The 23,230-nt window shown below is 69.4% G+C and carries 24 protein-coding genes; 12 read left to right on the forward strand and 12 right to left on the reverse strand.

All coding sequences use genetic code 11. The features are described 5' to 3' along the window. The first annotated feature begins 205 nt into the window (after positions 1-205). Positions 206-340 carry an entericidin A/B family lipoprotein gene (locus BT264_RS26800; RefSeq protein ID WP_072442375.1) on the forward strand — a complete coding sequence of 45 codons (135 nt, stop codon included), beginning with the start codon at positions 206-208 and terminating at the stop codon, positions 338-340. A gap of 100 nt (positions 341-440) precedes the next feature. Here BT264_RS26800 and BT264_RS26805 read toward each other — a convergent pair whose 3' ends face one another. The 3 genes from BT264_RS26805 to BT264_RS26815 all read right to left on the reverse strand — a co-directional run bounded on the left by BT264_RS26805 (position 441) and on the right by BT264_RS26815 (position 3,167). After that, positions 441-1,013: a permease gene (locus tag BT264_RS26805; protein WP_072442377.1), complete on the reverse strand. Its 573-nt coding sequence runs from the start codon at positions 1,011-1,013 to the stop codon at positions 441-443. 185 nt (positions 1,014-1,198) lie between these two features. Beyond that, positions 1,199-2,167, reverse strand: a complete 969-nt coding sequence (locus tag BT264_RS26810; protein WP_072442379.1) for a DMT family transporter — start codon at positions 2,165-2,167, stop codon at positions 1,199-1,201. 205 nt (positions 2,168-2,372) lie between these two features. Further along, on the reverse strand, positions 2,373-3,167 hold the full coding sequence (locus BT264_RS26815; protein WP_072442381.1) for an AraC family transcriptional regulator: 795 nt from the start codon (positions 3,165-3,167) through the stop codon (positions 2,373-2,375). Between the two features lie 119 nt (positions 3,168-3,286). Between BT264_RS26815 and BT264_RS26820 the strand changes: the two genes are divergently transcribed. Together BT264_RS26820 and BT264_RS26825 are read left to right on the forward strand one after the other, a co-directional pair. Further along, on the forward strand, positions 3,287-4,171 hold the full coding sequence (locus BT264_RS26820; RefSeq protein ID WP_371287116.1) for a molybdenum cofactor biosynthesis F family protein: 885 nt from the start codon (positions 3,287-3,289) through the stop codon (positions 4,169-4,171). Next, the gene (locus tag BT264_RS26825; protein ID WP_072442383.1) at positions 4,168-4,977 is read left to right on the forward strand and encodes an SDR family oxidoreductase; all 810 of its coding nucleotides are present in this window, start codon (positions 4,168-4,170) and stop codon (positions 4,975-4,977) included. Before BT264_RS26820 ends, BT264_RS26825 begins: the two co-directional genes overlap by 4 nt. A 98-nt stretch (positions 4,978-5,075) precedes the next feature. Here BT264_RS26825 and BT264_RS26830 read toward each other — a convergent pair whose 3' ends face one another. Then, complete coding sequence (locus tag BT264_RS26830; RefSeq protein ID WP_072442385.1) at positions 5,076-5,783, reverse strand: dihydrodipicolinate reductase C-terminal domain-containing protein; 708 nt, start codon at positions 5,781-5,783, stop codon at positions 5,076-5,078. A gap of 537 nt (positions 5,784-6,320) precedes the next feature. On the opposite strand from BT264_RS26830, the gene BT264_RS26840 reads away from it, so the two are divergent. The 4 genes from BT264_RS26840 to creD all read left to right on the forward strand — a co-directional run bounded on the left by BT264_RS26840 (position 6,321) and on the right by creD (position 10,800). Beyond that, positions 6,321-7,034: an SDR family NAD(P)-dependent oxidoreductase gene (locus BT264_RS26840; RefSeq protein ID WP_072442388.1), complete on the forward strand. Its 714-nt coding sequence runs from the start codon at positions 6,321-6,323 to the stop codon at positions 7,032-7,034. A gap of 94 nt (positions 7,035-7,128) precedes the next feature. Next, positions 7,129-7,839: a two-component system response regulator CreB gene (gene creB / locus BT264_RS26845; protein ID WP_072442390.1), complete on the forward strand. Its 711-nt coding sequence runs from the start codon at positions 7,129-7,131 to the stop codon at positions 7,837-7,839. Between the two features lie 14 nt (positions 7,840-7,853). Further along, positions 7,854-9,305 (forward strand): two-component system sensor histidine kinase CreC, encoded by a 1,452-nt coding sequence (creC, locus tag BT264_RS26850; RefSeq protein WP_072442392.1) that lies wholly within the window; start codon positions 7,854-7,856, stop codon positions 9,303-9,305. 103 nt (positions 9,306-9,408) lie between these two features. Then, a complete protein-coding gene (creD, locus tag BT264_RS26855; RefSeq protein WP_072442394.1) occupies positions 9,409-10,800 on the forward strand; it encodes a cell envelope integrity protein CreD in 1,392 nt (463 codons plus the stop codon). Positions 10,801-10,872: 72 nt separating this feature from the next. Here creD and BT264_RS26860 read toward each other — a convergent pair whose 3' ends face one another. Beyond that, on the reverse strand, positions 10,873-11,295 hold the full coding sequence (locus BT264_RS26860) for a RidA family protein (RefSeq protein WP_072442396.1): 423 nt from the start codon (positions 11,293-11,295) through the stop codon (positions 10,873-10,875). A 334-nt stretch (positions 11,296-11,629) separates the two neighbouring features. Here BT264_RS26860 and BT264_RS26865 point away from each other — a divergent pair, with 334 nt between their 5' ends. Continuing rightward, positions 11,630-11,836 (forward strand): oxidoreductase-like domain-containing protein, encoded by a 207-nt coding sequence (locus BT264_RS26865; RefSeq protein WP_072442398.1) that lies wholly within the window; start codon positions 11,630-11,632, stop codon positions 11,834-11,836. Between the two features lie 75 nt (positions 11,837-11,911). Here BT264_RS26865 and BT264_RS26870 read toward each other — a convergent pair whose 3' ends face one another. Next, positions 11,912-13,372, reverse strand: coding sequence for an MFS transporter (locus BT264_RS26870; RefSeq protein ID WP_072442400.1), 1,461 nt, complete (start codon positions 13,370-13,372; stop codon positions 11,912-11,914). A gap of 147 nt (positions 13,373-13,519) precedes the next feature. On the opposite strand from BT264_RS26870, the gene BT264_RS26875 reads away from it, so the two are divergent. Together BT264_RS26875 and BT264_RS26880 are read left to right on the forward strand one after the other, a co-directional pair. Further along, a complete protein-coding gene (locus BT264_RS26875) occupies positions 13,520-14,392 on the forward strand; it encodes a LysR family transcriptional regulator (RefSeq protein ID WP_072442515.1) in 873 nt (290 codons plus the stop codon). A 65-nt stretch (positions 14,393-14,457) separates the two neighbouring features. Beyond that, positions 14,458-14,778 carry a DUF7660 family protein gene (locus tag BT264_RS26880; RefSeq protein WP_072442517.1) on the forward strand — a complete coding sequence of 107 codons (321 nt, stop codon included), beginning with the start codon at positions 14,458-14,460 and terminating at the stop codon, positions 14,776-14,778. A gap of 24 nt (positions 14,779-14,802) precedes the next feature. Here BT264_RS26880 and BT264_RS26885 read toward each other — a convergent pair whose 3' ends face one another. Then, positions 14,803-15,705 (reverse strand): LysR family transcriptional regulator, encoded by a 903-nt coding sequence (locus BT264_RS26885; protein WP_072442402.1) that lies wholly within the window; start codon positions 15,703-15,705, stop codon positions 14,803-14,805. Between the two features lie 99 nt (positions 15,706-15,804). Between BT264_RS26885 and BT264_RS26890 the strand changes: the two genes are divergently transcribed. After that, complete coding sequence (locus BT264_RS26890; protein ID WP_072442404.1) at positions 15,805-16,785, forward strand: NAD-dependent epimerase/dehydratase family protein; 981 nt, start codon at positions 15,805-15,807, stop codon at positions 16,783-16,785. Between the two features lie 97 nt (positions 16,786-16,882). On the opposite strand, the gene BT264_RS26895 is transcribed toward BT264_RS26890, so the two are convergent. The 5 genes from BT264_RS26895 to BT264_RS26915 form a co-directional block, all read right to left on the reverse strand. Then, positions 16,883-17,584, reverse strand: a complete 702-nt coding sequence (locus tag BT264_RS26895) for a DUF2848 domain-containing protein (protein WP_072442406.1) — start codon at positions 17,582-17,584, stop codon at positions 16,883-16,885. A gap of 49 nt (positions 17,585-17,633) precedes the next feature. Next, positions 17,634-18,941, reverse strand: coding sequence for an MFS transporter (locus tag BT264_RS26900; RefSeq protein WP_072442408.1), 1,308 nt, complete (start codon positions 18,939-18,941; stop codon positions 17,634-17,636). A gap of 89 nt (positions 18,942-19,030) precedes the next feature. After that, the gene (locus BT264_RS26905) at positions 19,031-19,723 is read right to left on the reverse strand and encodes a DUF4286 family protein (RefSeq protein WP_072442410.1); all 693 of its coding nucleotides are present in this window, start codon (positions 19,721-19,723) and stop codon (positions 19,031-19,033) included. 101 nt (positions 19,724-19,824) lie between these two features. Next, positions 19,825-20,859, reverse strand: coding sequence for a LysR family transcriptional regulator (locus tag BT264_RS26910; RefSeq protein WP_072442411.1), 1,035 nt, complete (start codon positions 20,857-20,859; stop codon positions 19,825-19,827). A gap of 185 nt (positions 20,860-21,044) precedes the next feature. Continuing rightward, positions 21,045-21,836: an SDR family NAD(P)-dependent oxidoreductase gene (locus BT264_RS26915; RefSeq protein ID WP_072442413.1), complete on the reverse strand. Its 792-nt coding sequence runs from the start codon at positions 21,834-21,836 to the stop codon at positions 21,045-21,047. Between the two features lie 404 nt (positions 21,837-22,240). Here BT264_RS26915 and BT264_RS26920 point away from each other — a divergent pair, with 404 nt between their 5' ends. Beyond that, positions 22,241-23,122 (forward strand): KPN_02809 family neutral zinc metallopeptidase, encoded by an 882-nt coding sequence (locus BT264_RS26920; protein ID WP_072442415.1) that lies wholly within the window; start codon positions 22,241-22,243, stop codon positions 23,120-23,122. Positions 23,123-23,230 lie beyond the last annotated feature (108 nt).

Consider the following 23,230-nt stretch of genomic DNA (forward strand, 5'->3'; position numbering starts at 1 on the left):
GTGCGTATATTAGTTCCTGGCGCACTGAAGTCAAGGAAAATCTGCGCGATCGGGCTGTGCGGTGCGTGTGACACTCGACGGGCTCGCACTGGCGCGCGGCGTCCGCCTCCGTATAATCAGGTCAGGCCCCGTGTCCTGCATCGGCAGGGCGCCATGCCGCAAACGATTCGCCCGGTCGGGCTTGTTGATTCGAAGGAGAATGAGAATGACGCGTACGATTGCTGCAATGTTGCTGGTTGTGAGCGCCGCACTCGCCGGCTGCAATACGGTCGCCGGCGTGGGCCAGGACATTTCGAAGGGTGGCCAGGCGATCAGCGATACGGCCGAAAAGGCCAAGTAAGCCGACCGGTTCCGGAATGCAGAAAGCGCCGGGCCGTCCCGCGATTGCGGGGCGGCCCGGCGCTTTTTTTGGGGGCGGCGTGGCGTTGACGCCGGCGGCGTCAGGCGTGTTCGACGAACGCGTAGCGGCCTTCGACCTTGCGCGGCGTGAACCAGCCGTAGTCGGGGAACATCCGGTTGCGCACGAACCAGACGTAGCCCACCAGCACCAGCGTGACCGCAAGGCCCGGCAGCGCGGTCGACGGATCGCGTCCGAGCTCGGCGACGGTCTTCGGCAACTGCAGCAGCGACAGCAGTATGAACGCGTGATACGCGCCGACGCGATGGGTCGCGAAGCCCCAGATGAACAGCAGCGACAGCGGCACGGTCAGCGCGAGGAACACCACGACGAGGCCATTGCCGAGCGCGCCCGACACGCCTAGATCGCCGGCAGCGGCGGAGAAGTAATACGCGAGCATCAGGCTGATCGCCAGCTGGAGGGTGCCGAGCGCGACCAGGATCCAGGTGTGCACCTTGTTCTTGCGACAGCGTTCCGGATCGGGGCGCGACGCGATCAGGCTTGCGATCACGCGATCCTTGAGCCCCTGTCCGGACAGCTCGGCCAGTACGTCGGCCTTCCTCGTTCCCGCGGACAGCAGCACCGCGATTCTTGTTTTGGCGTCCTTCCTGTTCATTGCTTGGCGGCTTGTTGTTCGATGGTTGTCAAAGGTTCCGGCCACGCGAATATTGCATCTTGCGCGGTGGTGCGCAACGGTTTTGCCGCGCGCGGACACATTCCTACAGTTGCCGGCGGCGTCGCGCGAACGCGGGGATCGACCGGCCTGGACTTCTTCAACAACGAGATGAGCACGAATTCGGATCAGTCGGCGGCGGTTTGCGCCGACGGCGCGGGACTGGCCGGCTGTACCGAGTTCGCCGGTTGCGCATCGCGTGCACGCGCGGGCGGTTCGCGCCGCCGCGTCGCGCCGACGAGCATGCCCGCGACGACGAGCGCGATGCCGGCGACACGCGTGCCGGTCAGCGTCTCGCCGAACAGCGCGACCGCGAACAGCACGGCCGAGACCGGCGCGACCGCCGTGAACAGCGCGGCCTCGGTGCCGCTCGTGCGCGCGGAGCCCGCATACCAGCACAGGTAGCCGAGCACGGTCGGCACCAGCGCGTAGTAGACAATTGCCGACACGGCGCCGACGGTCCAGCCGGTCGCCGCCGCGCGCCATTCGAACGCGGCCGGCACGACGGCGAGCACGAAGCCGAGGCCCGACATCGCGGTGGACAGCGCGAGCGGCGGCAACGGTGCGGCAACCCGCCGGTTCAGCAGGATGAAGACGGCTTCGCACGCGACGGCGGCCAGCACCAGCGCATCGCCGGCAAGCGTCTGGAGCGACGGCATCGTCTGGCCGGGCGCGAACGTGACGAACAGCACGCCGGCCGTGGCGAGCGCGGCAGCCACCCAGTCGCGCGGCGTCTGCCGCTCGCGCAGCACGACAGCCGCGATCAGCGTCGACATCGCCGGCAGCGTGCCGAGCATCACGCCCGCATCGAGCGGCGACGACAGCTTCGTGCCGCTGATCAGCAGCACCGTATAACCGACGCCGCCCGCCGCGGCCTGGATGACGAGCAGCACGGCGTCGCGTGGGGAAATGCGCGGCCAGCGCATTCGCTGCGCGCGCATCAGCGCGAACAGCAGCGGCGTCGCGATCAGGAAGCGCAGCGCCGTGGCCGCGAACGGCGGCAGGCCGCCGGCCGCGAGACGGCTCGCGATGACGGTGCTGCCGACGCCCGCCATCGCGGCGGCGAGATAGAGATAGCCAATCAGTCGTGTTTTCATGCGCGCATCGTCGCGTACGGCGGCGGTGCGCGTCTTGAATGAAATTGCAGCGGGCGGGAGGGAGGGCGTGGCGAGTGCGGTGCGTGGGGCCGCCTTGCGAGCGTGCGTCAGTGTTGGCGTCAGCCGATGCCGCAGCAGCAGCGTCAGCCACCATCGTCGACGCGGGACCCGCGTTCGATCGCGTTGCGCGCGGACGCCAGTGGCGTCAACCGGCCTGCGTAAACCGCCCCGGCGTGATTCCGAACTGGCGCGCGAATGCGCGCGTCAGGTGGCTCTGATCGGCAAAGCCGGCTTCGGCCGCGGCATCCGCGATCGGCAGGCCGTTGGCGAGCAGCGCGCGCGCCAGCCGCGCGCGCGACTGGATCAGGTACGCGTGCGGCGTGATACCGAGTTCGCGTGCAAACCCGCGCAGCAACTGGAAGCGGCTCACGCCGCTCAGGTCGGCCAGTTCGGCGAGCGAAACGGGCGCGGACGGCGCCGCGTCGAGCCGTTCGCGGGCGATACGGATCGCCGGCGCGACGCCGGCCGCCGGAAGCGTGCGGTTTGCGTGCCGGGCGAGCAACCCGGCGACGAGCATCACCAGCGCCTCGTCGCGGGCGAGCGGCTGGGTTTCCCCGGCGACGATGCGCGCATGCAACCGGCCGACGGCGGCCGTGAGCCGCGCGTCGCGCACCGCCGGATGCGCAAGCTCGACGCCGCCGAGGCCTTCTTCCGCCGCGACGCCCGCGACCAGCGCGGGCGCGAGGTACAGCATCCGCCAGCGCCGGCCCGTGCCGGCATCGATCGGCGAGCCGTCGTGCATTTCGCCCGGGTTGACCATGATCGCGTCGCCGGCCAGCGCGTCGACCTGCCCGCGGCCGCTCCACGACCGGTGCGCGCCGCTCACGATCACGCCGACCCCGAATTCGTCGTGCGCGTGGCGCGGAAACGCGCGGTCGGATTCGAGGCTGATCGCCTCGATGCCTTCGCCGGTCCGTCGGTAGTGGGTGACACGGTGCATGTGCGCTCCTCGCGCCGGGTGCGGCGCGGATCACGTGCACTTTAGCGCGTTCCGGCGCCGCGCGCCCTTCATCCTTTTGGCCGATACCGCGCGCCGCGCGCAGCCCGCACCATGTGCACATGAGCAGCGTACACGGCCCGCCGGGCCTGAAGCTGCGCGGGAGGCGGCAGGTGGAACGACAGGATCCGGTATTCATTCAGGTTGGCGCGCTCGCGGACGGCTTCGCGCCGGAAGCGAACATCCTCGCGCCCGTCGACGCGCTCGCCGGGCGTACGCTGGCGCTCGGCGATGCATCGGGCGCGTGGCGCGTCTATACGTTCGAGCAGGGCGCGCTGCAGTGGCGCGACGCGGCGACCGACGCGAGCGGCCGCGAGCCGTGCCGCGTGACGCGGCTGCGCGACGCGCTGTACTTCGTCGACTACATCGACACGGCCGCGCGCGCGACGTCGGTCAGTCTCGTGATCGATCTCGACAGCCGCGTATGGACGTCGGTCGTCGGCGTGCTGCCGACCGAAGCCGACACGCGCATCGACGCGTTCACGCGCGTCGCGCGCGGGCTGCCGCTGACGGCGGTCGACGCGGAATTCCGGCACGGCACGCTCGGCGGTCACGCACGGCCGGGGCCGCTGCACGGGCCGACGCGCGAGCTGATCGGCAAGCGGACGATGTACCGCTACAGCCCGACCGAATGCTACGAGCACATCTACCTGAACGAGAACTTCTACGCGTGGCAGTGCCTGCAGGGCGTCGAAGGCGGGCTGGCCGATGTCGACCGCTGCCATTACTTCCGGATCGACGACGCGCTGTATCTGTTCGTGTGGCGCGAAAAAGTGGTGCCGACGCTCGGCGTCGTGCTGATCGATCTTGCTCAGCGCAAGACCGACGGCAAGATCTTCGGCTACCACGGCGGCGATTTCGGCACGCTGTCGAACTTCCAGATCGGCGCCCATGCGCAGGTGCTGAACGAAACCGCGCATCCGCTCGGCGGCGAGGCGCAGCGATGAATGCCGTGCCGGGCAGCGGCCGACTGCGTGCGGATTTCAGCGGGCGCGTCGTGCTCGTCACGGGCGCCGCGCAAGGGATCGGCGCGGCGATCGCTCGCCGTTTCGCGGAATCCGGCGCGTTCGTCGCGCTCGCCGACCTGAACGGCGAGGCCGCCGCCGCGCAGGGCGATGCGCTCGCCGGCGCGGGCGGCGCTGCGCGCGCGTATCGGGTGGACGCCGCCAGCCGCGACGAACTGGGCGCGCTGGTCGCAGCGGTCGAGCGCGACGGCGGCCGGCTCGATGTCGTCGTCCACAACGCCGCGTATTTTCCGCTGACGCCGTTCACGCAGATCGACGAGCCGACGCTCGAGCGGACGCTGTCGGTCAACCTGTCGGCGCTGTTCTGGCTCGCGCAGGCCGCGCTGCCCGCATTCGAGCGCGCGGGGGCCGGGCGGCTGCTCGTCACATCGTCGGTGACGGGGCCGCGCGTCGCCTATCCGGGGCTCGCGCACTACGCGGCGTCGAAGGCCGGCGTGAACGGCTTCATTCGCGCGGCGGCGCTGGAGCTTGCGCGCCGCAACGTGACGGTCAACGGTGTCGAGCCGGGGATGATTCGCACGCCGGCGGCCGGCAATCTCGGCGACGCGTCGGTCGCGGCGCAGATCGCGCGCGACATTCCGCTCGCGCGGATGGGCGAGCCGGAGGACATCGCGAACGCGATGCTGTTTCTCGCCTCGGATGATGCTGCGTACATCACGGGGCAGACGATCGTCGTCGACGGCGGTGCGACCTTGCCGGAGAGCGGCGCGGTGCTGGGAGACGTGTGACGGCGGTGTCGAACCGGCATCCGTCGTGGCCGTGGCGGGACCGCGGCCGGCAGGTTCCGGTGGCGGCACCGTCGCAGGTCCGCCGCACGTCGCCGCGACTACAACCAGCCGTTGCGGATGAACTCGACGATCGAATAGCGGCGGTTCTCGAGATCGTGCTGGCGGACGGCTTCGACGATGCGCGACACGCCATCCGCATAGGGCGTCGCACCGTACACGCGCGATTCGAACTGCAGGCTGCACGCGCCGTCGTCAATGCGTATCCGGTGAACCGCATGGCGGCCGAGCTGATCGTCGGGGATCGCGAATTCGCTGCGCTGCACGTCCGGGTCGCGCACGGAGCGGATGTCTTCCGGCCGCACGCCGAGCGACTGGCCGATGCCGACGGCCGTGCCGGGGACGGACGTCTTGCCTGCCTGATGCGACTCCGTCAGGCTGATCTCGCAGTCGCGAAACAGGTGGCCGCTGGTTTCCAGCATGCTCATGAACTTGAGCATCAGGATGTTCGTGTTCGGACACAGCACGACCGGGAAGCCGTGCGTTCCGGTTTCGAGGTCGGAGCCGGTGGACAGTTCGACGAGCGGCGACGCGGTGGCCTCGCAAAACGCGATCGCGGCGGGGAGTTCGCGGCCGGAGCCGGCATGCACGACGATCGATCGGGCGTCGTTACGTCGGGCGTCGCTATGCCGTTCGCCGGTTCGTGCACGGTCCGACCAGGACATCACGCGACAGGTTGCCGGGTCGAGCTTGTGCGAGCCAAGCAGCTCATTGGCCAGCTTGCCGGTTCCAACGACGAGTACTTGCATGGGATTGACGGGTTGAGGTTCAGTATTTGATACGGGATCGGCGTAGGCGTCGGGTAGCCCGGCACGGCCCGGTCGCGGCTCGCGCCACGCCGAACGGGCCTCGTGCATTATGCCCGGCTGTCTGCATGCGTGCCTGTCGGGCCTCGCGTGCGGAGTCGCGGCGCATCGGCTCGCCGACGCCGTCGGCAGCCACGCGGTCGCCGTGTGTAGCCGAACGAGCCGTGCCGCTACGGCGTTGTCACGCCGGTCCCCTCGCGCAATCCGTTCGTCGTCGAGCGCGAGCACCGGGCGAGCCTCGCCTGCGGCGTCGCGGCGGCCCGCGACGTATGGACCGCGTTCCGCTTCGCGATGCCGCCGCCGGGCTGACGTCCGGGCAACCAGCGCGAAACAACGGAGGAACTGCGCCGCAGCGTAGTCGCCGCGCGCACGCAGGCGTGAACGGCGCTACGCTGTCGAAGCGCCGGCCGCGCACGTCCGTGCCGCGGCCGGCATGACTCATGCATCAACCACCCATCTTCGATCCAGGAGAGCACATCGATGGAACACGACCTGAAAGGCAAGGCAGTCGCGATCACCGGCGGATTCGGTCATCTGGGCGTCGCGACGGCCGCATGGCTGGGCCAGCGCGGCGCACGCGTCGCGCTGATCGGCCGCGGTGCCGCGCCGGCTGCGCAGACGCTGCCCGGCGTGCCGGCCGACGCGCTGCGCATCGGCGGCATCGACCTTGTCGACCCGCAGGCCGCCGCACGCGCGCTCGAATCGGTAAACCGCGAATTCGGCCGGGTCGACGCGCTGCTGAACATCGCCGGCGCGTTCGTATGGCAGACGATCGCCGACGGCGACGCCGCCACGTGGGACCGCATGTACGAGTTGAACGTAAAGACCGCGCTGAACGCGTCGAAGGCCGCGCTGCCGTACCTGGTCGCGAGCCCGGCCGGACGTATCGTCAACATCGGCGCCGGCGCGGCGTTCAAGGCCGGCGCGGGCATGGGCGCTTATGCGGCCGCGAAGGCCGGCGTCGCGCGTCTCACCGAGGCGCTGGCGGCCGAACTGCTCGACCGCGGCGTGACGGTGAACGCGATCCTGCCGAGCATCATCGATACGCCGCCGAACCGCGCGGACATGCCCGACGCGGATTACACGCGCTGGGTCCGGCCTGAACAGATCGCGGCGACGATCGGGTTCCTGCTGTCGGCCGACGCACAGGCGATCACCGGCGCGTCGATTCCGGTGAGCGGCCGCGTGGCGTAGCGCGCGCGGGCGGGGCTCGCCGCATTGCGGCTCGCGCCGCGGCCGGCCGTGCGTACAATGTCGCACCGGAAACGCGCGAGCCCAGCCTGAGACCATGAATCAGCCCAAGATCCTGATCGTCGAAGATGAAACGGCGATCGCGGACACGATCGTCTACGCCCTCGGCACCGACGGCATGCAGACCGTCCACTGCACGCTCGGGCAGGCGGCGCTCGACCAACTGCGCGACACGCGCTTCGACCTGGTCGTGCTCGACGTCGGCCTGCCGGACCTCAGCGGCTTTGAAGTGTGCCGGCGGCTGCGCACGTTCACCGACGTGCCGGTGATCTTCCTGACCGCGCGGCACGACGAGATCGACCGGATCGTCGGGCTCGAAATCGGCGCCGACGATTACGTGGTCAAGCCGTTTTCGCCGCGCGAGCTGGCCGCGCGGGTGCGCGTGATCCTGCGGCGCTTCTACCGGACAGCCAGGCCGCAAACGACGCCCGCGCCGGCAGATGCGCAGGCCGCGACAACCGCGCCGGGCTTCGTGCTCGATACCGCCGGCGCGCGCGTGTCGTGGCTCGGCCACGCGCTGGACCTCACGCGCTATGAATTCGGCCTGCTGGCGCTGCTTGTCCGGCATCCGGGGCGCATCTATTCGCGCGAGCAGTTGATGGACCTCGTATGGCACGAGGCGCTCGATTCGGCCGACCGCACGGTCGACACGCACATCAAGACGCTGCGCGCGAAACTGCGCGCGATCGATCCCGAGCGCGACCCGATCCGCACGCATCGCGGGATGGGTTATTCGCTGCAACCGTAACGACCTGCACCGCCATGCATATCGGCCTGCGCATCTTCTTCGGCTTTTTCCTGATCGTCGGTCTTGCCGCGCTGATCACGCTGCGCGTGTTCGTGCAGGAAGTGAAGCCCGGTGTGCGCGAAGCGATGGAGGACACGCTCGTCGACACCGCGCAGGTGCTGGCGACGCTGGCCGCCGACGACATGGCGAACGGGCATATCGCCGACGGCGCCTTCGCGCGGCAACTCCAAAAACTGCACGAGAGCCCGGTCAGCGCGAACGTATGGGGCATGCACAAGAATACGATCAGCTACCGCATCTACATCACCGACGCGCAGGGTATCGTGCGCTACGACTCGACCGGCAGCGCAGTGGGGCAGGACTATTCGCGCTGGAACGACGTGTACCGGACGCTGCGCGGCGAATACGGCGCACGCAGCACGCGCGCCGATCCGAACGACGACAGCAGCACCGTGATGCACGTCGCGGCGCCGATCCGGCGCGGGAACGAGATCGTCGGCGTGCTGACGATCGCGAAACCGAACCAGACGGTCGCGCCGTTCATCGCGCGCAGCCAGCGCAAGATCATGCTGTACGGCGCGTTGCTGATGGGCGGCGCGATCCTGATCGGCGCCGCCTGCACATGGTGGCTGGTGCTCGGGCTACGGCGGCTGCAACGCTATGCGCGCGCGATCGCGGCCGGCGAGCGCGCGGCGATGCCGCTGCAGGGCGCGAACGAGCTGGCCGAGCTCGGGCGCGCGGTGGAGAGCATGCATCAGCGTCTGGAGGACCGGCAGTACGTCGAAACCTACATCCATACGCTCACGCACGAGATGAAAAGCCCGCTGGCCGCGATCAGCGGCGCGGCGGAGCTGCTGCAGGAAGAGATGCCGGTCGCGAACCGCCGGCGCTTCACCGAAAACATCCGCCGCCAGGCCGGCCGACTCGAACAGATGATCCGCAAGCTGCTCGCGCTGGCCGAAGTCGAGCAGAAGCAGCGCCTGTCGGTACACGAGCCGGTCGCGCTGCTGCCGGTGCTCGAACAGCTCGTCGAGGATATCGAGCCGCGCGCGCGCCAGCGCGGCGTGAGCCTGCGGATCGACGCAAACGACGCTTCCGATCCGGCAGTCGTCGAAGGCGATCCGTTCCTGCTGCGCCAGGCGCTCGGCAACCTGCTCGACAACGCGCTGGATTTCGCGCCGCAACGCAGCACGATCCGGATCGCGCTCGAACGGCAGCCGGCGGGCAGGGCGCATGTCGCGGTCGTACGCGTTATCGATGACGGCCCCGGCGTGCCCGACTACGCGCTGTCGCGGGTATTCGAACGCTTCTATTCGCTGCCGCGCCCGGACGGGCAGGATCGCAGCACGGGCCTCGGGCTGTGTTTCGTCCGCGAAGTCGCGATGCTGCATCGTGGCCAGGTCGCGCTCGCGAACCGCGACGAAGGCGGCGCGTGCGCGACGCTCACGCTGCCGTCGCCGGGCTGAGCGCGCTTCACGCTCGCCACACATTCGCTTCACACCGGCTTCAATCGGCCTTCACCGGGCCCGCTCATGCTGACCGCATCTTCCACTCCGGTATCCGTCAGCAATGAATCGAGTCCTGTTGTTCAAGTCCGTGATCACCGCGTTTCTCGCGCTGGCGATCCTGATCCCGCTGCAGATGGTCCAAAGCATCGTGCAGGAACGCGCCGAGTATCGCCGGAGCGCATTGCAGAGCATCTGGGCCAGCTACGCGGGGCCGCAGACGGTGACGGGGCCGGTGCTCGTCGTGCATTACACGGAAGTCACGCGCGTGCGCGACGACACGCCGGCCGGCGGCGCGGCGAAAACGAGCCTGAGAAGCGAGACGAAGCGCCTGCTCGTGTTTCCGAAGACGCTGAACGTCGACGGCACGCTCAAGGTCGAGGTGCGCTATCGCGGCATCCACAAGGCGCTCGTGTACGGGCTGGATAGCCGGCTGACGGGCACGCTGATGCTGCCGGACCTGAAGAAGCTGCCGCAGGCCGACGGCCACGTGAGCTTCGCGGTCGACAGTGCGTATGTCGCGATCGGCATCGGCGACATTCGCGGGCTGAAGGCGCAGCCCGACCTGCGCCTTGGCGGCAAGCGGTACGACGTGGAGCAGGGCACGCGGCTGGACAGCCTGCGCCAGGGCGTGCACGCGACTATCGATCTCGCGGCGCTGGCGGACGCAAATGCAGGGGCCGTCGTGCCGTTCAGCATCGGCCTGCCGCTGGCGGGCGCGGAATCCGTCGCGTTCGCGCCGGTGGCCGACCAGAACGATTTCTCGCTGAAATCGACGTGGCCGCATCCGAGCTTCGGCGGCGCGTTCCTGCCGGGCGAGCGCACGATCGATGCGCATGGTTTCGCCAGCAACTGGCACGTGACGTCGTTCAACACGAAGGCGCGCGAGCAGGTCGCGACCGGCAACGGGGAGGGGGCGATCGAGATGGCGTCGGTATCGGTGATCGAACCCGTGAACGTCTATCTGCAGGCCGAACGCGCGACGAAGTACGGCGCGCTGTTCGTGATGCTCACGTTCGCGAGCTTCTTCATGTACGAACTCGCGAAGCGGCTGCGCATTCACCCGATCCAGTACCTGCTGGTCGGGCTGTCGCTCGCGCTGTTCTTCCTGCTGCTGCTGAGCCTGTCCGAGCACATCGCGTTCGGTCATGCGTATCTCGCGGCGAGCGGCGCATGCATCGGGCTGCTCGGCTTCTACCTGTCGTTCGTGCTGCACAGCGTGAAGCGCGGCGCGACGTTCGCGGCGCTGCTCGCGATGCTGTACGCGGCGCTCTACGGGCTGCTGCTGTCGGAGGACAACGCGTTGATGCTCGGTTCGCTGCTGCTGTTCGCGATCCTCGCCGGCATCATGACGCTCACGCGCCGCATCGACTGGTATGCGCTCGGCGCTGCGTGGCAGCCGCTGGGCGACAAGTCGGGCGCGGATGCCGTGAAGCCGGGTGCGCAGGCGAAGTAAGCGCGGATCTTGCATGCGCGTCGGCCGGTGGTACCCCGTCCGGCGCGCACTGTGGCGCGGGACGGCCGTGATTCACGCGTGAGGCGAAGGCCGCCGAAATCGCGTCAGCGGAATTTCGGCAACGGCCGCGATCTCGATCAGCAAATCCGGATGGTAGAGACGCTCGACCTGAACGGTCGTCGTCACGGGATAGGGTTCGGCAAAGCAGGTCTTGCGGATATCGCCGGCCTGCATGAATGCATCGATGTCGGTCGCGTAGTGGACGAGCGAGATCACATCGCGCATTTGCCCGCCCATCGCGGCCAGCACGTCGCGGATGTTGTCGAGCGTCTGCCGCACCTGCATGCGCATGTCGCCGTGGCCGACCAGTTGTCCGTCGCGGTCGAGCGCGACTTGCCCCTTCAGATGCACGATCCGGCCGTCTCCCTGGATCACGGCCATCGAGAACGCGCCGAACGGCGCCCAGACTTCCGGCGGATTCACTGCTTCAGCCATGACTCGACTCCTGGCGATCGGTGGGAAAGACGCGGCTGCACGGAGGGCGGCATTCAGGAACGCAACGAAAAGCGCGTTTTCGGCGCGCACCGCCCGCTTCGCCGGCAGTCGCGCCATTATGGATGAACGCATGACCACCGCCGCACGACGACCACGACGACATCGCCAGAACGCTGTCCGGTGCGACAGGGGCCTCGCGGCACCCGACGGGATCGCGTGCATCGAACTAACGAGCGGGCAGTGTGCACGCGTCTGCGGACGGACGTGACGCTGCCGGCAGGCCGGGCGGCATACACTTATACTGGTGAACGTTCCTCGTCATTCGATCTTCGCCGTGCCCACGCCTGCCCCTACCGATCCATCCGATCCGTCCGAGGACGATCCCCGTCCGACCCCGCCCGAACAGCCTGAACTGGAAGACTGCTGCAACAGCGGCTGCTCGCCGTGCGTCTTCGACCTGTACGACGAAGCGCTGGCGCGCTATCGCATCGAGCTGGCCGAGTGGGAAGCGCGGCAGGCGCAACGCAAAAAACACCGATGAGCCGAATGCCGGCGAGCGGCTGTGCATTCACCTTTCCGCCGCAGATCCCGCCGGCGGTGCGATCCACGCCCCGCGTCACGCACCTGCATGCAGCCGCCGATGCAGCGGCCCGAGTGCCGTCGACAGTGCGATGCACGCAAGCAATACGGCGGTCAGCGTGAACATCGACGTCCGGAACCCCTGCACGTAATCGACCGCGGCCGGATGCACGCCGAGCCGCGCGAAGAACACGCCGCCGATCGTTGCGGCGCCGACGGCCGCGCCGATCTGCAGCATCGCGCTGACCATCCCTGACGCGACGCCCGCGCGGGCCGCGTCGACTTCCGCAAGCACGATCCGCACGACCGACGGCAGTACGAGCCCTTGCCCGATGCCGATCGCCGCGATGCCCGCGTAGAAGCCTGGCCCCGGCGCGCCTTCGCGGGCGAGCGCGGCGGCGGTCGCGACGCCGGCCGCGAGCATGACGAAGCCGAGCGTGAGCACGCGATAACCGCCGAACCGGCCGACGAGGCGCGGCATCAGCAGCGGGCTCGCGAGGAAGCCGAGCCCGAGCGGCAGGATCGCGAACCCGGACGCGAGCGGCGACCAGTTCAGGCAGCCCTGCAGATAGATCCCGTAGCTCAGGAAGAACGCGCTCAGCATGTAGAACAGGAACGCGAGCAAGAGCCCGAGCGCGACGACCGGGTTGCGGAACAGGCGCACGTCGAGCAGCGGATCGCGGCCGCGCGCAAGCCGGCCCGCCTCGACCGCCAGCAGCGCCCCGAGCATCGGCAGCGCGCCGACGACGCACGCGATCATCCACAGCGGCCAGCCGGCCTCGCGGCCCTGCGTGAGCGGATACACGAGCATCAGCAGGAACAGCGACATCAGCACCGTGCCCGGCACGTCGATGCGCTGGCCGCGCGGTGGCCGGTTTTCCGGGATGAAGCGCCAACTGCCGATCAGCGCAAGGATGCCGATCGGCAGATTGACGAGGAAGATCGCGCGCCAGCCTAGCCCGAACGGATGCAGGCTGATCAGCGCGCCGCCGCCGAGCTGGCCGATCACGGCCGCGAGGCCGAACGCGAAACCGTAGAAGCCCATCACGCGCACCTGTTCCTGCGGGCTGAACACGCTGCGGATCGTCGCGAGCACCTGCGGCGCGAGGATCGCAGCGAACAGGCCCTGCAGCACGCGGCCGCCGACGAGCACCGCGCCGCTGCCGGCGAGCCCGCACAGCGTCGACGCGAGCACGAAGCCGGCCATGCCCAGCATGAACATGCGCTTGCGGCCGTACAGGTCGCCGAGGCGGCCGCCCGTGATCTGCACGACCGCGCTCGCGCACGCATAGGCCGACACGACGAGCTGGAGCTCGGCCGGGCGCGCGCCGATGCCGTCGCGGATGGCCGGCAGCGCGAGATTCACGATGAAGTAGTCGAGCGGCGGCAGAATGGCGCCGACCAGCAGGACCACGAGCGCCCAGCCATGATGGCTGCGCGGCGTCGCCGCGGCAGCCGCGCCGGCCGGTGCGCAAGGGGCAAGAGTGTGGTTCGTCATGAACGAAGGGTCCGAAAAGAATGAGGGCCGTATGCGCGCGCGGTGCAGGCCGGCCATTGACCCCGTATTCTGGGTGCGGTCGACGAATCGGAAAAGCGGGAAAGGATGGTAGCATCCATCGGGTTAATCGATGGATGGAGAATGGCGATGCGCGGTTTCGATCTGGACCAGTTGCGCACTTTCGCGGCGGTCGCGGACGCCGGCAGCCTGACGGCCGCCGCGCCGCTGCTGCACTTGTCGCAGTCGACGGTCAGCGAGCAGGTGCGCAAGCTCGAATTGCGCGCCGGCATGCCGCTGTTCGTGCGCAGCAAGCGCGGCGTCGAGCCGACGCCGGCCGGCACGCGGCTGCTGCAGCACGCACGGCGGATCGTCGCGCTGAACGAGGCCGCGTTCGACGAGCTGCGCGGGCAGGCGATCAAGGGCGAGCTGCGCGTCGCGATCACCGACTATTACCGGACGAATGAAGTCGCGGGCCTGCTGGCGCGGCTGCGGGAGTGCTACCCGCAACTGAGCCTGCACGTGAGCGCGATGAAGAGCGCGGACATCGAGGCGGCGCACGCGAGAGGGCAGATCGATCTCGGCGTCGTGATGAACCTGTCGAGCGGGCCGTTCCGGCCGGCGTCGGCCGACACGCGCTGGGTGCTGCGGCGCGAGCCGCTGTCGTGGGTCGCGTCGCCCGCGCTCGCGGAGCAATTGCCCGAGCCGCTGCCGCTCGTGCTGCTGCCGGACGACTGCATGATGCATCAGATCGCGGTGCGCTCGCTCGACGAGCAGCACATGCCGTACGTGCTCGTGCACAGCGCGTCGGGTGTCGCGGGGCTGCAGTCGATGCTCGCGGCGGGGCTCGGTGTCGGCTGCCTGTGCGCGTCGGCGATCGGCGACGGCATGATGCGGCTCGGCGCGAAATACCGGCTGCCGCCGCTGCCCGACGCGGTGTTTTCGCTGACGCCGCCGATGCCGGGCGAACGCGAAACCGTCACGCAGGCGCGCGAGGTGCTGTCGCGGCAATTGCTGATGTAAAAACGCGCCGCGCGACATGCAGCGGCGCGTATTCGAGAGACGCGGGAGAGGGCCTACGCATGAGCATGAACGACGAACTGAAAAGCCAGATGGCCGACAGGCTGCAGGACGCGCTGGAGCGTGTGGTCGACGAGCGCTCGCTGATCCATTTCCTGCGCGTACTCGGCCATGACTGGAACACGGAGCGGCAGCTCGAAGCCGACGTGCCGCCGTCGCCATACGCGCGTGCCGCGCTCGGCTGGGAAAACCGCTCGATCGGCGAGTACCTGGAGGCGATGGTCGACTGGGCCGAAGCGTCGGAGGAAGGATTGCGCTTCTACGACGTGCCTGACAATCCATGGCGGCGCATGGCGGACATCCTGTTCGCCGGGAAAATCTACGAGTAGTACCGTCCGGGCAATTCGAGCCTTTTATTCGGCGGCTTCTCCGTCGGCATACGCGCGCAGCCCGTCCGCCAGCGCATCGAACACGGCCCGGCAGCGCGGGCTCGTCCGCAGGTCCTCGTGCATCACGACCCAGGTTTCCAGCTTCATCGCGGGCCCGTCCGGCAGCACGCGCACGAGCCGCACGTCGCGCTTCGCGAGCCCCGTCTGGCAGAAACCGACGCCGTAGCCGGCGCGGATCATCGCGAGCTGCGCGAGGTTGCTGTCGGTGCGCAGCGCGAACGCATCGCGCTTCCATAGCGGCATCCCGCGCCCTGCCGAGCGGATGAACGGCGTGATGGTATCGAAGCCGATCAGCGCGTGATGCGCGAGTTCGTCGATCGTCGCGGGCACGCCGTTGCGCGCCACGTAGTCGTCGCGCGCATACAGCCCGACCTCGATCGCGCCGACGCGCCGCGCGACGAGCGCGTCCTGCGCGGGAGGCGCCATCCGCACCGCGATGTCGGCCTCGCGGTTCAGCACGTCCTGGATGCGGTCGGTCGGCACCAGTTCGATGACGAGCCCCGGATGATCGCGCCGCAATTGCGCGAGCATGGGCGGCAGCACCTCGACGGCGATCACGTCGCTGGCCGAGATCCGCACGGTGCCGCGCACGCCGGCGCCGTGGCTCGCGGCCGCGCGCTCGAACGCGGCCGCCGCGCTGCGCAGCGCCTCCGCATGGCCGCGCAGCGCGAGCGCCGCCTCGGTCGGCAGCAGGCCCGACGGCGAGCGCGTGAACAGTGTCTGGCCGAAGGCGGCCTCGAGCGCCGCGACGTGGCGGCCGGCCGTCGGCTGCGTGATGCCGAGCGCGCGCGCCGCGCCGGACAGCGAGCCTTCCGTCAGCACCGCGAGGAAGGTGCGGTAGCGTTCCCAGTTCAGATCGGTGGTCATACATAAATGTATAGCTGATATCCGATACTATGCAATTCCTTATTAGCCTTCCGCCCGCCAGAATGCATCTCACGACGGTTTCATTCAAGGAGAACGGCAATGACGACGAACGCAGGTGCGACGCAACGACAGGCACTCGTACTCGGCGCGAGCGGCGGGATCGGCGGGGAAGTCGCGCGGCAGTTGCGCGATGCCGGCTGGCAGGTGCGCGCGCTCAAGCGCGGGCTCGATGCCGACGTCGTGGAGCGCGACGGCATCACATGGATGCGCGGCGACGCGCTGGATCGCGAGGCGGTGGTGCGGGCCGCGCGCGGCTGCAGCGTGATCGTGCACGCGGTGAACCCGCCCGGATACCGGAACTGGCCGACGCAGGTGCTGCCGATGATCGACAACACGATCGCGGCGGCGACGGTGGCGCAGGCGACCGTCGTGCTGCCCGGCACGGTCTACAACTACGGTGCCGACGCGTTTCCGGTGCTGCGCGAAGACGCACCGCAGCATCCGACGACCCGCAAGGGCGCGATCCGCGTCGAACTCGAGCGGCGGCTGCAGGAAGCGACCGCGCAGGGCGTCCGCACGATCATCGTGCGCGCGGGCGATTTCTTCGGGGCGCGTGCCGGTAACAACTGGTTTGCGCAGGGGCTGATCAAGCCGGGGCGGCCCGTCTCGACCATCAGCGTGCCGGGGCGGCCGGGCGTTGGCCATCAGTGGGCGTATCTGCCGGACGTCGCGCGCACGATGGTCGAGCTGATCGAGCGGCGCGACACGCTGGAGCCGTTTGCGCGCTTCCATCTCGGCGGGCATTGGGACGCGGACGGCACGCAGATGGCCGAGGCCATCAGTCGCGTGGCGCAGCGGCACGGAATGCGGCCGGCGGTGCGGCGCTTTCCGTGGTGGCTCGTGTGGGCCGCGGCGCCGTTCGTCACGACGCTGCGCGAGATGCTGGAGATGCGCTATCTGTGGCGCGAGCCGCTCAGGATGGACAACGCGCGGGTGACGGCGGTGCTCGGCCGCGAGCCGTTGACGCCGCTCGATACGGCGGTGGAGGCGACGCTGGCGGGGTTGGGGTGCTTGCGTTGAACGGCGGCGCGAGAGGCTGAGGCGAACGAAACGTGCGGGCATGAAAGCATGCGTGCACGCCTTTCACTTCGGCATCCGTCAGGCCCGCTGTTCCCCGTCACGCCACGACCGGCAACACCTCGACCGCATACCGGTGCCGAAGGCTGCGCCCGAGCACCGGGTCGTGCAGTTCCATCTCGAACGCGTCGCCGTCGCCCATCGCCGCGATCGCGCCATGCACGGCGACCGTGCCGCCATACATCGCGCAGCGCGCGGGCATCGTGCGGCGATCGTCGAAGCGCTGCCACAGCGCGTCCGGCGCGAGCAGGCCGCTGACCGCGCCGTGCTGATACGCAATCCGCTCGCCGTCACGCGCGATCAGCCACGAACGCATCTCGATCGCATCCCAGTGAGCGGCGACATCCGCGTAAAGCCACGCGTCGCACCCGAGCGGTTTCGCGCACACCTGCTTCGACACCGCGACGCCATACGCCTCGACTTCGCGATCCGTATGATCGGAGCCGACCGTGACCAGCGTGCCGGCCGGGCTGTCGAGCAGCACGCATTCGATCTCGCCGCCCGAGCGTGCGCCGAGTACGCCGATCGACGGCGCCTGCGTCAGCAGCGCGGACGACACGCGATAGAAGCACGGCGTGGTCGAAGGCGGCGCGACGCCGAGCGCCGCGAGTTCGTCGATGTGCGCGCGGATCGCCGCCGGATCGCGGCCGGCCCAGCCGGCAATCACGACGCGCTCGATCTCGACGTCGACGGCGGCAGGCGCGCGTTGCCGGGAAATCACGTTGAACGACAGGGCTTGCATGCGGATATCCGTTTGAAGTGCGAAGGAATGAATCGGCTTGCGGCGGCGCTCATTCCGCGAGCGGCCGGTGCGCGGTCTCGCGCGCGGCGAGGAGTGCGATCGACGTGACGACGAGCGCTGCGGTGACGTACAGCGACACGGCCGTCGTCGTACCCGTCTGCCGGAACAGCGTGGCGATCACGAGCGGCGCGAAGCCGCCGCCGACGATGCCGGCGAGCGTGTACGCGAGCGACGAGCCCGCATAGCGCACGCGCGTCGGGAACTGTTCGGTCACGAACGCGCCCTGCGGGCCGTACATCACCGCATGGATCACGAGGCCGATCGCGACGGCCGCGACGATCGCACCGGGGCGCGCCGAATCGAGCATCACGAAGAATACGAACGCCCACACGACGCCGGCGATCGCGCCGGCGAGGTACACGGGCCGGCGTCCGAAGCGGTCCGACAGCGCGCCGAAGAACGGCACCGCGAGCGCGTTGCAGGCCGTGCCGACCATCACGGCCGTCAGCGCGACGGGGCGCGACAGGTGCAGCACGGTCGTCACGTAGGTCAGCGTGAACACGACGATCAGCGCATACAGCACGTCCGAGCCGATCCGCGCGCCGCCCGCGATCAGCAGGCGCCGCCAGTGGTACTTCAGCACGTCGGCGACGGGCACTTCGGCGGTCGCATGCGATTCGGCGAGCTGCTCGAACTGCGGCGTTTCGTCGACGCCGCGCCGCAGCCAGAAGCCGAACACGACGAGCAGCGCGCTGGCCGCGAACGGCACGCGCCAGCCCCATGACAGGAAGTTCGCGGACGTGGTCGACAGCGTCACGAGCGCAATGCAGCCGGTGCCGAGCAGCGTGCCGAACGACGGGCCCATCTGCGTCCACGACGCGGACAGCCCGCGCCGGTTCTGGTCGCCATGCTCGACCGACAGCAGCACCGCGCCGGCCCATTCGCCGCCGAGCGCGACGCCCTGCACGAAGCGCAGCGCGACGAGCAGGATCGGGCTCAGGATGCCGGCCTGCGCATAGGTCGGCAGCGCACCCATCAGCGCGGTCGTCACGCCCATCAGCACGAGCGTGAGCATCAGCACCGCGCGGCGGCCGATGCGGTCGCCGAGATTGCCGAACACGAAGCCGCCGAGCGGGCGCGACACGTAGCCGACCGCATAGGTCGAGAACGCGAGGATCGTGCCGGCCAGCGGATCGACCGACGGGAAGAACAGGTGGTTGAAGACGAGCGCGGCGAGCGTGTTGTAGATCGTGAAGTCGTACCACTCGAGCGACGTGCCGATCATGCTCGCGGTCGCGAGTCGGCTGTTGCGGACGCGGCGGGGCGCGTGGGCGGCGGGCTGGGCGAGAGTGCTCATGGGTTCGGGCCTGTCGTGACGGAGAACGGGATCAAGCGCTTGGCCGACGCATCGGCCGCGTGCAGAAGCGGCGCGGCCGGCGTCGGCGTTCAGGCAGGCAGCGCGGCGGCGGCCGGTTCGGCGTCGGCTTCGGCGTCGCGGCGCGCAACCGGCAGCGGCGCGGCGGCGCGCCACAGCAGGTCGAAGGTGCGTACGTCGTCGTGCCCGGCGAGTGCGGCGGCCACGCGGCGTGTCGCGGCCGCGTCGCTGCCTTCGATCAGCACGAGCGCGTCGGCGGCCGGGCGGCCGGTCGCATCGGCGCCGATCGGCGCGGACAGGTCGGGCGCGGTGCGGAAGAGTCGCGCCGCGTGAATGCCTGGTTCCTGCAGCGCGGCGTCGAAGCGCTCGCGCAGTTGCAGCACGTCGATGCGTTCCGGCGGCAGCACGAACAGCGCGAGATGCGCGCCTTCGCCGTCGCCGGCCTCGATCGTCAGTTCGCCGACGCGCCGTTGCGTGCCCGTCATCCGTTCGAAGTTCGCGAGCGACCACGCGGTCTGCTGCGTGAATGCGCGCCGGTACGCGTCGCTACGGAACACGTCGAGCGTGTCCGTCACGTACAGCGCGAGATACTGGCGCGGGCCGCCGTCGGTCGCGCGAAAGCGCCGTGCGTGCGTGAAGCCGGGAATCGCGACACGTTCCTGCATGTGCTCGCGGTCGTACCACGCGTTGAAATCGGCTTCGTGCGCGGGGTCGATATCCGTCCAGACGCAAAGCTGGCCGTGCGGAAGGGAAAGGCGGGTCATCGCGGGGTTCCTCGTGACGGGGGTGTGTCAGGAACCGCAGTTTCCCGAAGACGGGCCGCGCCCGTCCAACAAGAAAACAAATTCGCGGTGAACAGGTTTTCTTATGAGCGGCGCGGGCGGCGTTTGGCCGGCGTGGCGGCGGGCTGCGCGGATTTCGCCGTCCGCTTCGCTGTTGTCTTTGTTTTGGCCGTCGTACGGGCGGTCGATGCGTCGACGGGTTCGGGGCTGGCCGATGCGGCCGGCTTCGCGATGCTCGCGGCGGCCGGCATCGCGCGCGCGATCTCGCTCGCCAGTTCCGCGATGCGTGCGGCGACCGGCAGGCCCTGGCTGCGGTAGGTCGCGACGAGCGGCAGCGCGGGGAATTCGGGTTCGACGTCGAGCAGTTCGAGCGCGCCTTCGTGCAGTTCGCGCCCGATGATCGCGGGCGGCAGCGCAGCCACGCCGAGGCCGTCGGCGACGAGGCGGATCATCGCGGCGACCGACGTGATGCAGTTGATGCTGGCCGGCCGCTCGACGGCCGCGAACAGCCGCTCGATCGTCGCGTGCGGCCCCGAGTGGCGCGAGAAGCTGATGATCGGAAATTCCGCGAGGCGTGCGACGTCGAGCGGCTGGCCGCCGAGCCCGAGGCGCGGGCTTGCCGCCCAGCGCACGGGGAATTCGCACAGTGGCAGGTTCGTGAAATCGGGGCCCGGCACCGGATCGGTCTGCAGGATCAGGTCGACGCCGTCGGTGCTGAGCAGGCGGATCAGGTGCAGTGTCGTGTCGCTCGTGATCTCGACGTCGAGCCGCGGATAGCGCTCGCGCAGTTGCGCCATCAGCGCTGGAAACCAGCTGTGCACGATCGATTCGATCACGCCGATCCGGATCAGGCCGGCATCGCTCGCTGCGTCGATGTCGCGCCGCATTTCGCCGTCGAGCCGCACGATCCGCTCGGCATAGGCCAGCATGCGCCGGCCCGCGGGCGTGAGCGTGGCCGAGCGCGTGTTGCGGTCGAACAGGCGCACGTCGAACGCCTCTTCGAGCGATGCGATGCGGCTCGACACGGCGGCTTGCGTCGTGTGCAGTTTTTCGGCGGTCAGCCGGAAGTTTTCGAGCTTCGCGAGCCAGACGAAGGTTTCAAGAAACCGGATGTTCATCGAAGTCCGAGCGGTGAGGCGGCGCCGGGCGGGGCGGCGGGATCGGTCGATGGTAGCGGATTTTTGGAGCGGGAAACGAGCGGGCGGCGCGGTGAGCGTGCCGTTGCGGGCGTCGGAGTGCCGGAGGACGTCGCACGGAACGCCGCCCGCAGCGACGCATCACGCGGGCGGCGTGCCCTCGCGCATCAAAGCTTGTCGAACGCGAGCGTCGGCACGTCGACGACCATCGCACCGCCATCTGCGACGAGCGTCGCGCCGGTCACGAACGATGCATCGGGCGACGCGAGAAACGCGCACACGGCCGCGATTTCGTGCGGATCGGCCGCGCGCCGCAGTGGCACGTCGGCGCTGACGCGTGCATACGCATCGTCGAGCGTGTCGCCATGTGCGGCCATCAACGGTTCCATTTCCGCATCGGCCATCGGTGTGCGGACCCAGCCCGGACACACGGCGTTCGCACGCACGCCGTGCGGGCCGTAGTCGCGGGCGAGCGACCGCGTGAGACCGAGCACCGCGTGCTTGCCGACCGTATAGCCGCATACGCCGGGGCCGGCTGCGAGCGCCGCGATCGACGCGACCAGCACGATGCTGCCGCGCTGCGCGATCAGGTCCGGCAGGCACGCACGCGCGCTGACGAACGCGGTGTCGAGGTTCGCGTGCATTGCGTCGCGCCACTGCGCGTCGCCGGTTTCGTCCGCGCGGCCGACGCCGTGGCCGCCTGCGCACGCGACGAGCGCGTCGACGCGGCCGAAGCGTTCGGCGATCCGCGGCAGGAAGCCGGCCCAGTCGGCGGTGCTTGCGGCGTCGCCGGCTAGCGCGAGGCCGCCCGTCTCGGCGGCCAGCGCGTCGAGCGGCGCCTGACGCCGCCCGATCAGCACGACGCGGTCGCCGCGGCCGGCGAAGCGGCGCGCGCATGCTGCGCCGATGCCGGTGCCCGCGCCGGTGATCGCGATCGTGCGGGGTTGCTGGTGCGTCATGTCGTTCTCCGGAAGGGGGGGCGTTGCCGGTCACTTTAGGCGGCGCGGGCGAGCGCCGGTATCAGCCGAAAGGATGAATGCGGACGGCGTCCGGCCCGCCGCTACGGCCGTGGTCCATTTTGCAAAAGCTGACGATGTCCGGCGCCGAATCGCTCTATCCTCCACATTTTTGGGATAAGTCACGAAAGCCCGGCAAAATAGCGCGGGCGAGCGCGCGCATCGACGCGCGGCGCGTCGGCCGGCCGATTCCGTCGTGCGTGCGAAGCGGCAGGCCGGCGGGATCGGCGCGAGCATGCGCCCGATGCGCAGGCATCGCGTCTGCCGATGGATCGTGTCACCACGGGGTATCGCCCGGTTGCGCGCTGGCGCGGCCGGACCATCGACAAGGAAGGGAGGGGCCGGCAATGAGGCTGGATGACGAAAGAGAAAGCATGAACGTCGAGGACCGCCGCGGCGCCGGCGGTTTCGGCGGCGGGCGCGGCGCGACAATCGGCATCGGCACGATCGTGGTTGCGCTGGCCGCGTCGTATTTCTTCGGGATCGACCCGCGCGTGGTGCTCGAAGGCGCATCGGCGCTGCAGGGCCGCCAGCAGCAGGCGCAGCCCGCGCCGACACAGCGCCAGGGCGCGCCGGCGAACGATCCGGGCTCGGTGTTTACGCGCAAGGTGCTCGGCAATATCGAGCGCACGTGGACAGGCGTGTTCAACACCCAGCTGCATGCGCAGTACGAGCCGCCGAAGCTCGTGATGTTCACGAACTCGACGCCGACCGCATGCGGCACGGGCCAGACGGCGATGGGGCCGTTCTACTGTCCGGCCGACCGCAAGGTCTATATCGATCTCGGTTTCTACGACGAACTGCGCAAGCGTTTCGGCGCGGGCGGCGATTTCGCGCAGGCTTACGTGATCGCGCACGAAGTCGGCCATCACGTGCAGAACCTGCTCGGCATTTCCGACAAGGTCGACGCCGCGCGCAGGCGTTCGAGCCAAGCGCGCGCGAACGCGCTGTCGGTGCGGATGGAACTGCAGGCCGATTGCTTCGCCGGCGTGTGGGCGAACAACGCTCAGCGTGCGAACCAGCGGCTGATGGAACCCGGCGATTTCGAGCAGGGGCTGAAGGCGGCCGCCGCGATCGGCGACGATCGGCTGCAGCGGCAAGGGCAGGGTTATGTCGTACCTGAAAGCTTCACGCACGGCAGCAGCGACCAGCGCGTGTACTGGCTGAGACGCGGGATGGAGGCGGGCGAGGTGAGCGCCTGCGACACGTTCGCCGCGAACGCGCGCTGACAGAAGGCGAGAGGGCGCGCGCACCGTCGCGCCCACATCGTTCTGACCCACGCGGTCAACCCGGCCACACCGGGACGATTTGCCGATTTGTGCTCACCGGCGCTTTTC

Origin of the sequence: Burkholderia sp. NFPP32 (assembly GCF_900119325.1) — a bacterium.
In the GTDB taxonomy this organism is placed as follows: domain Bacteria; phylum Pseudomonadota; class Gammaproteobacteria; order Burkholderiales; family Burkholderiaceae; genus Burkholderia; species Burkholderia pyrrocinia_C.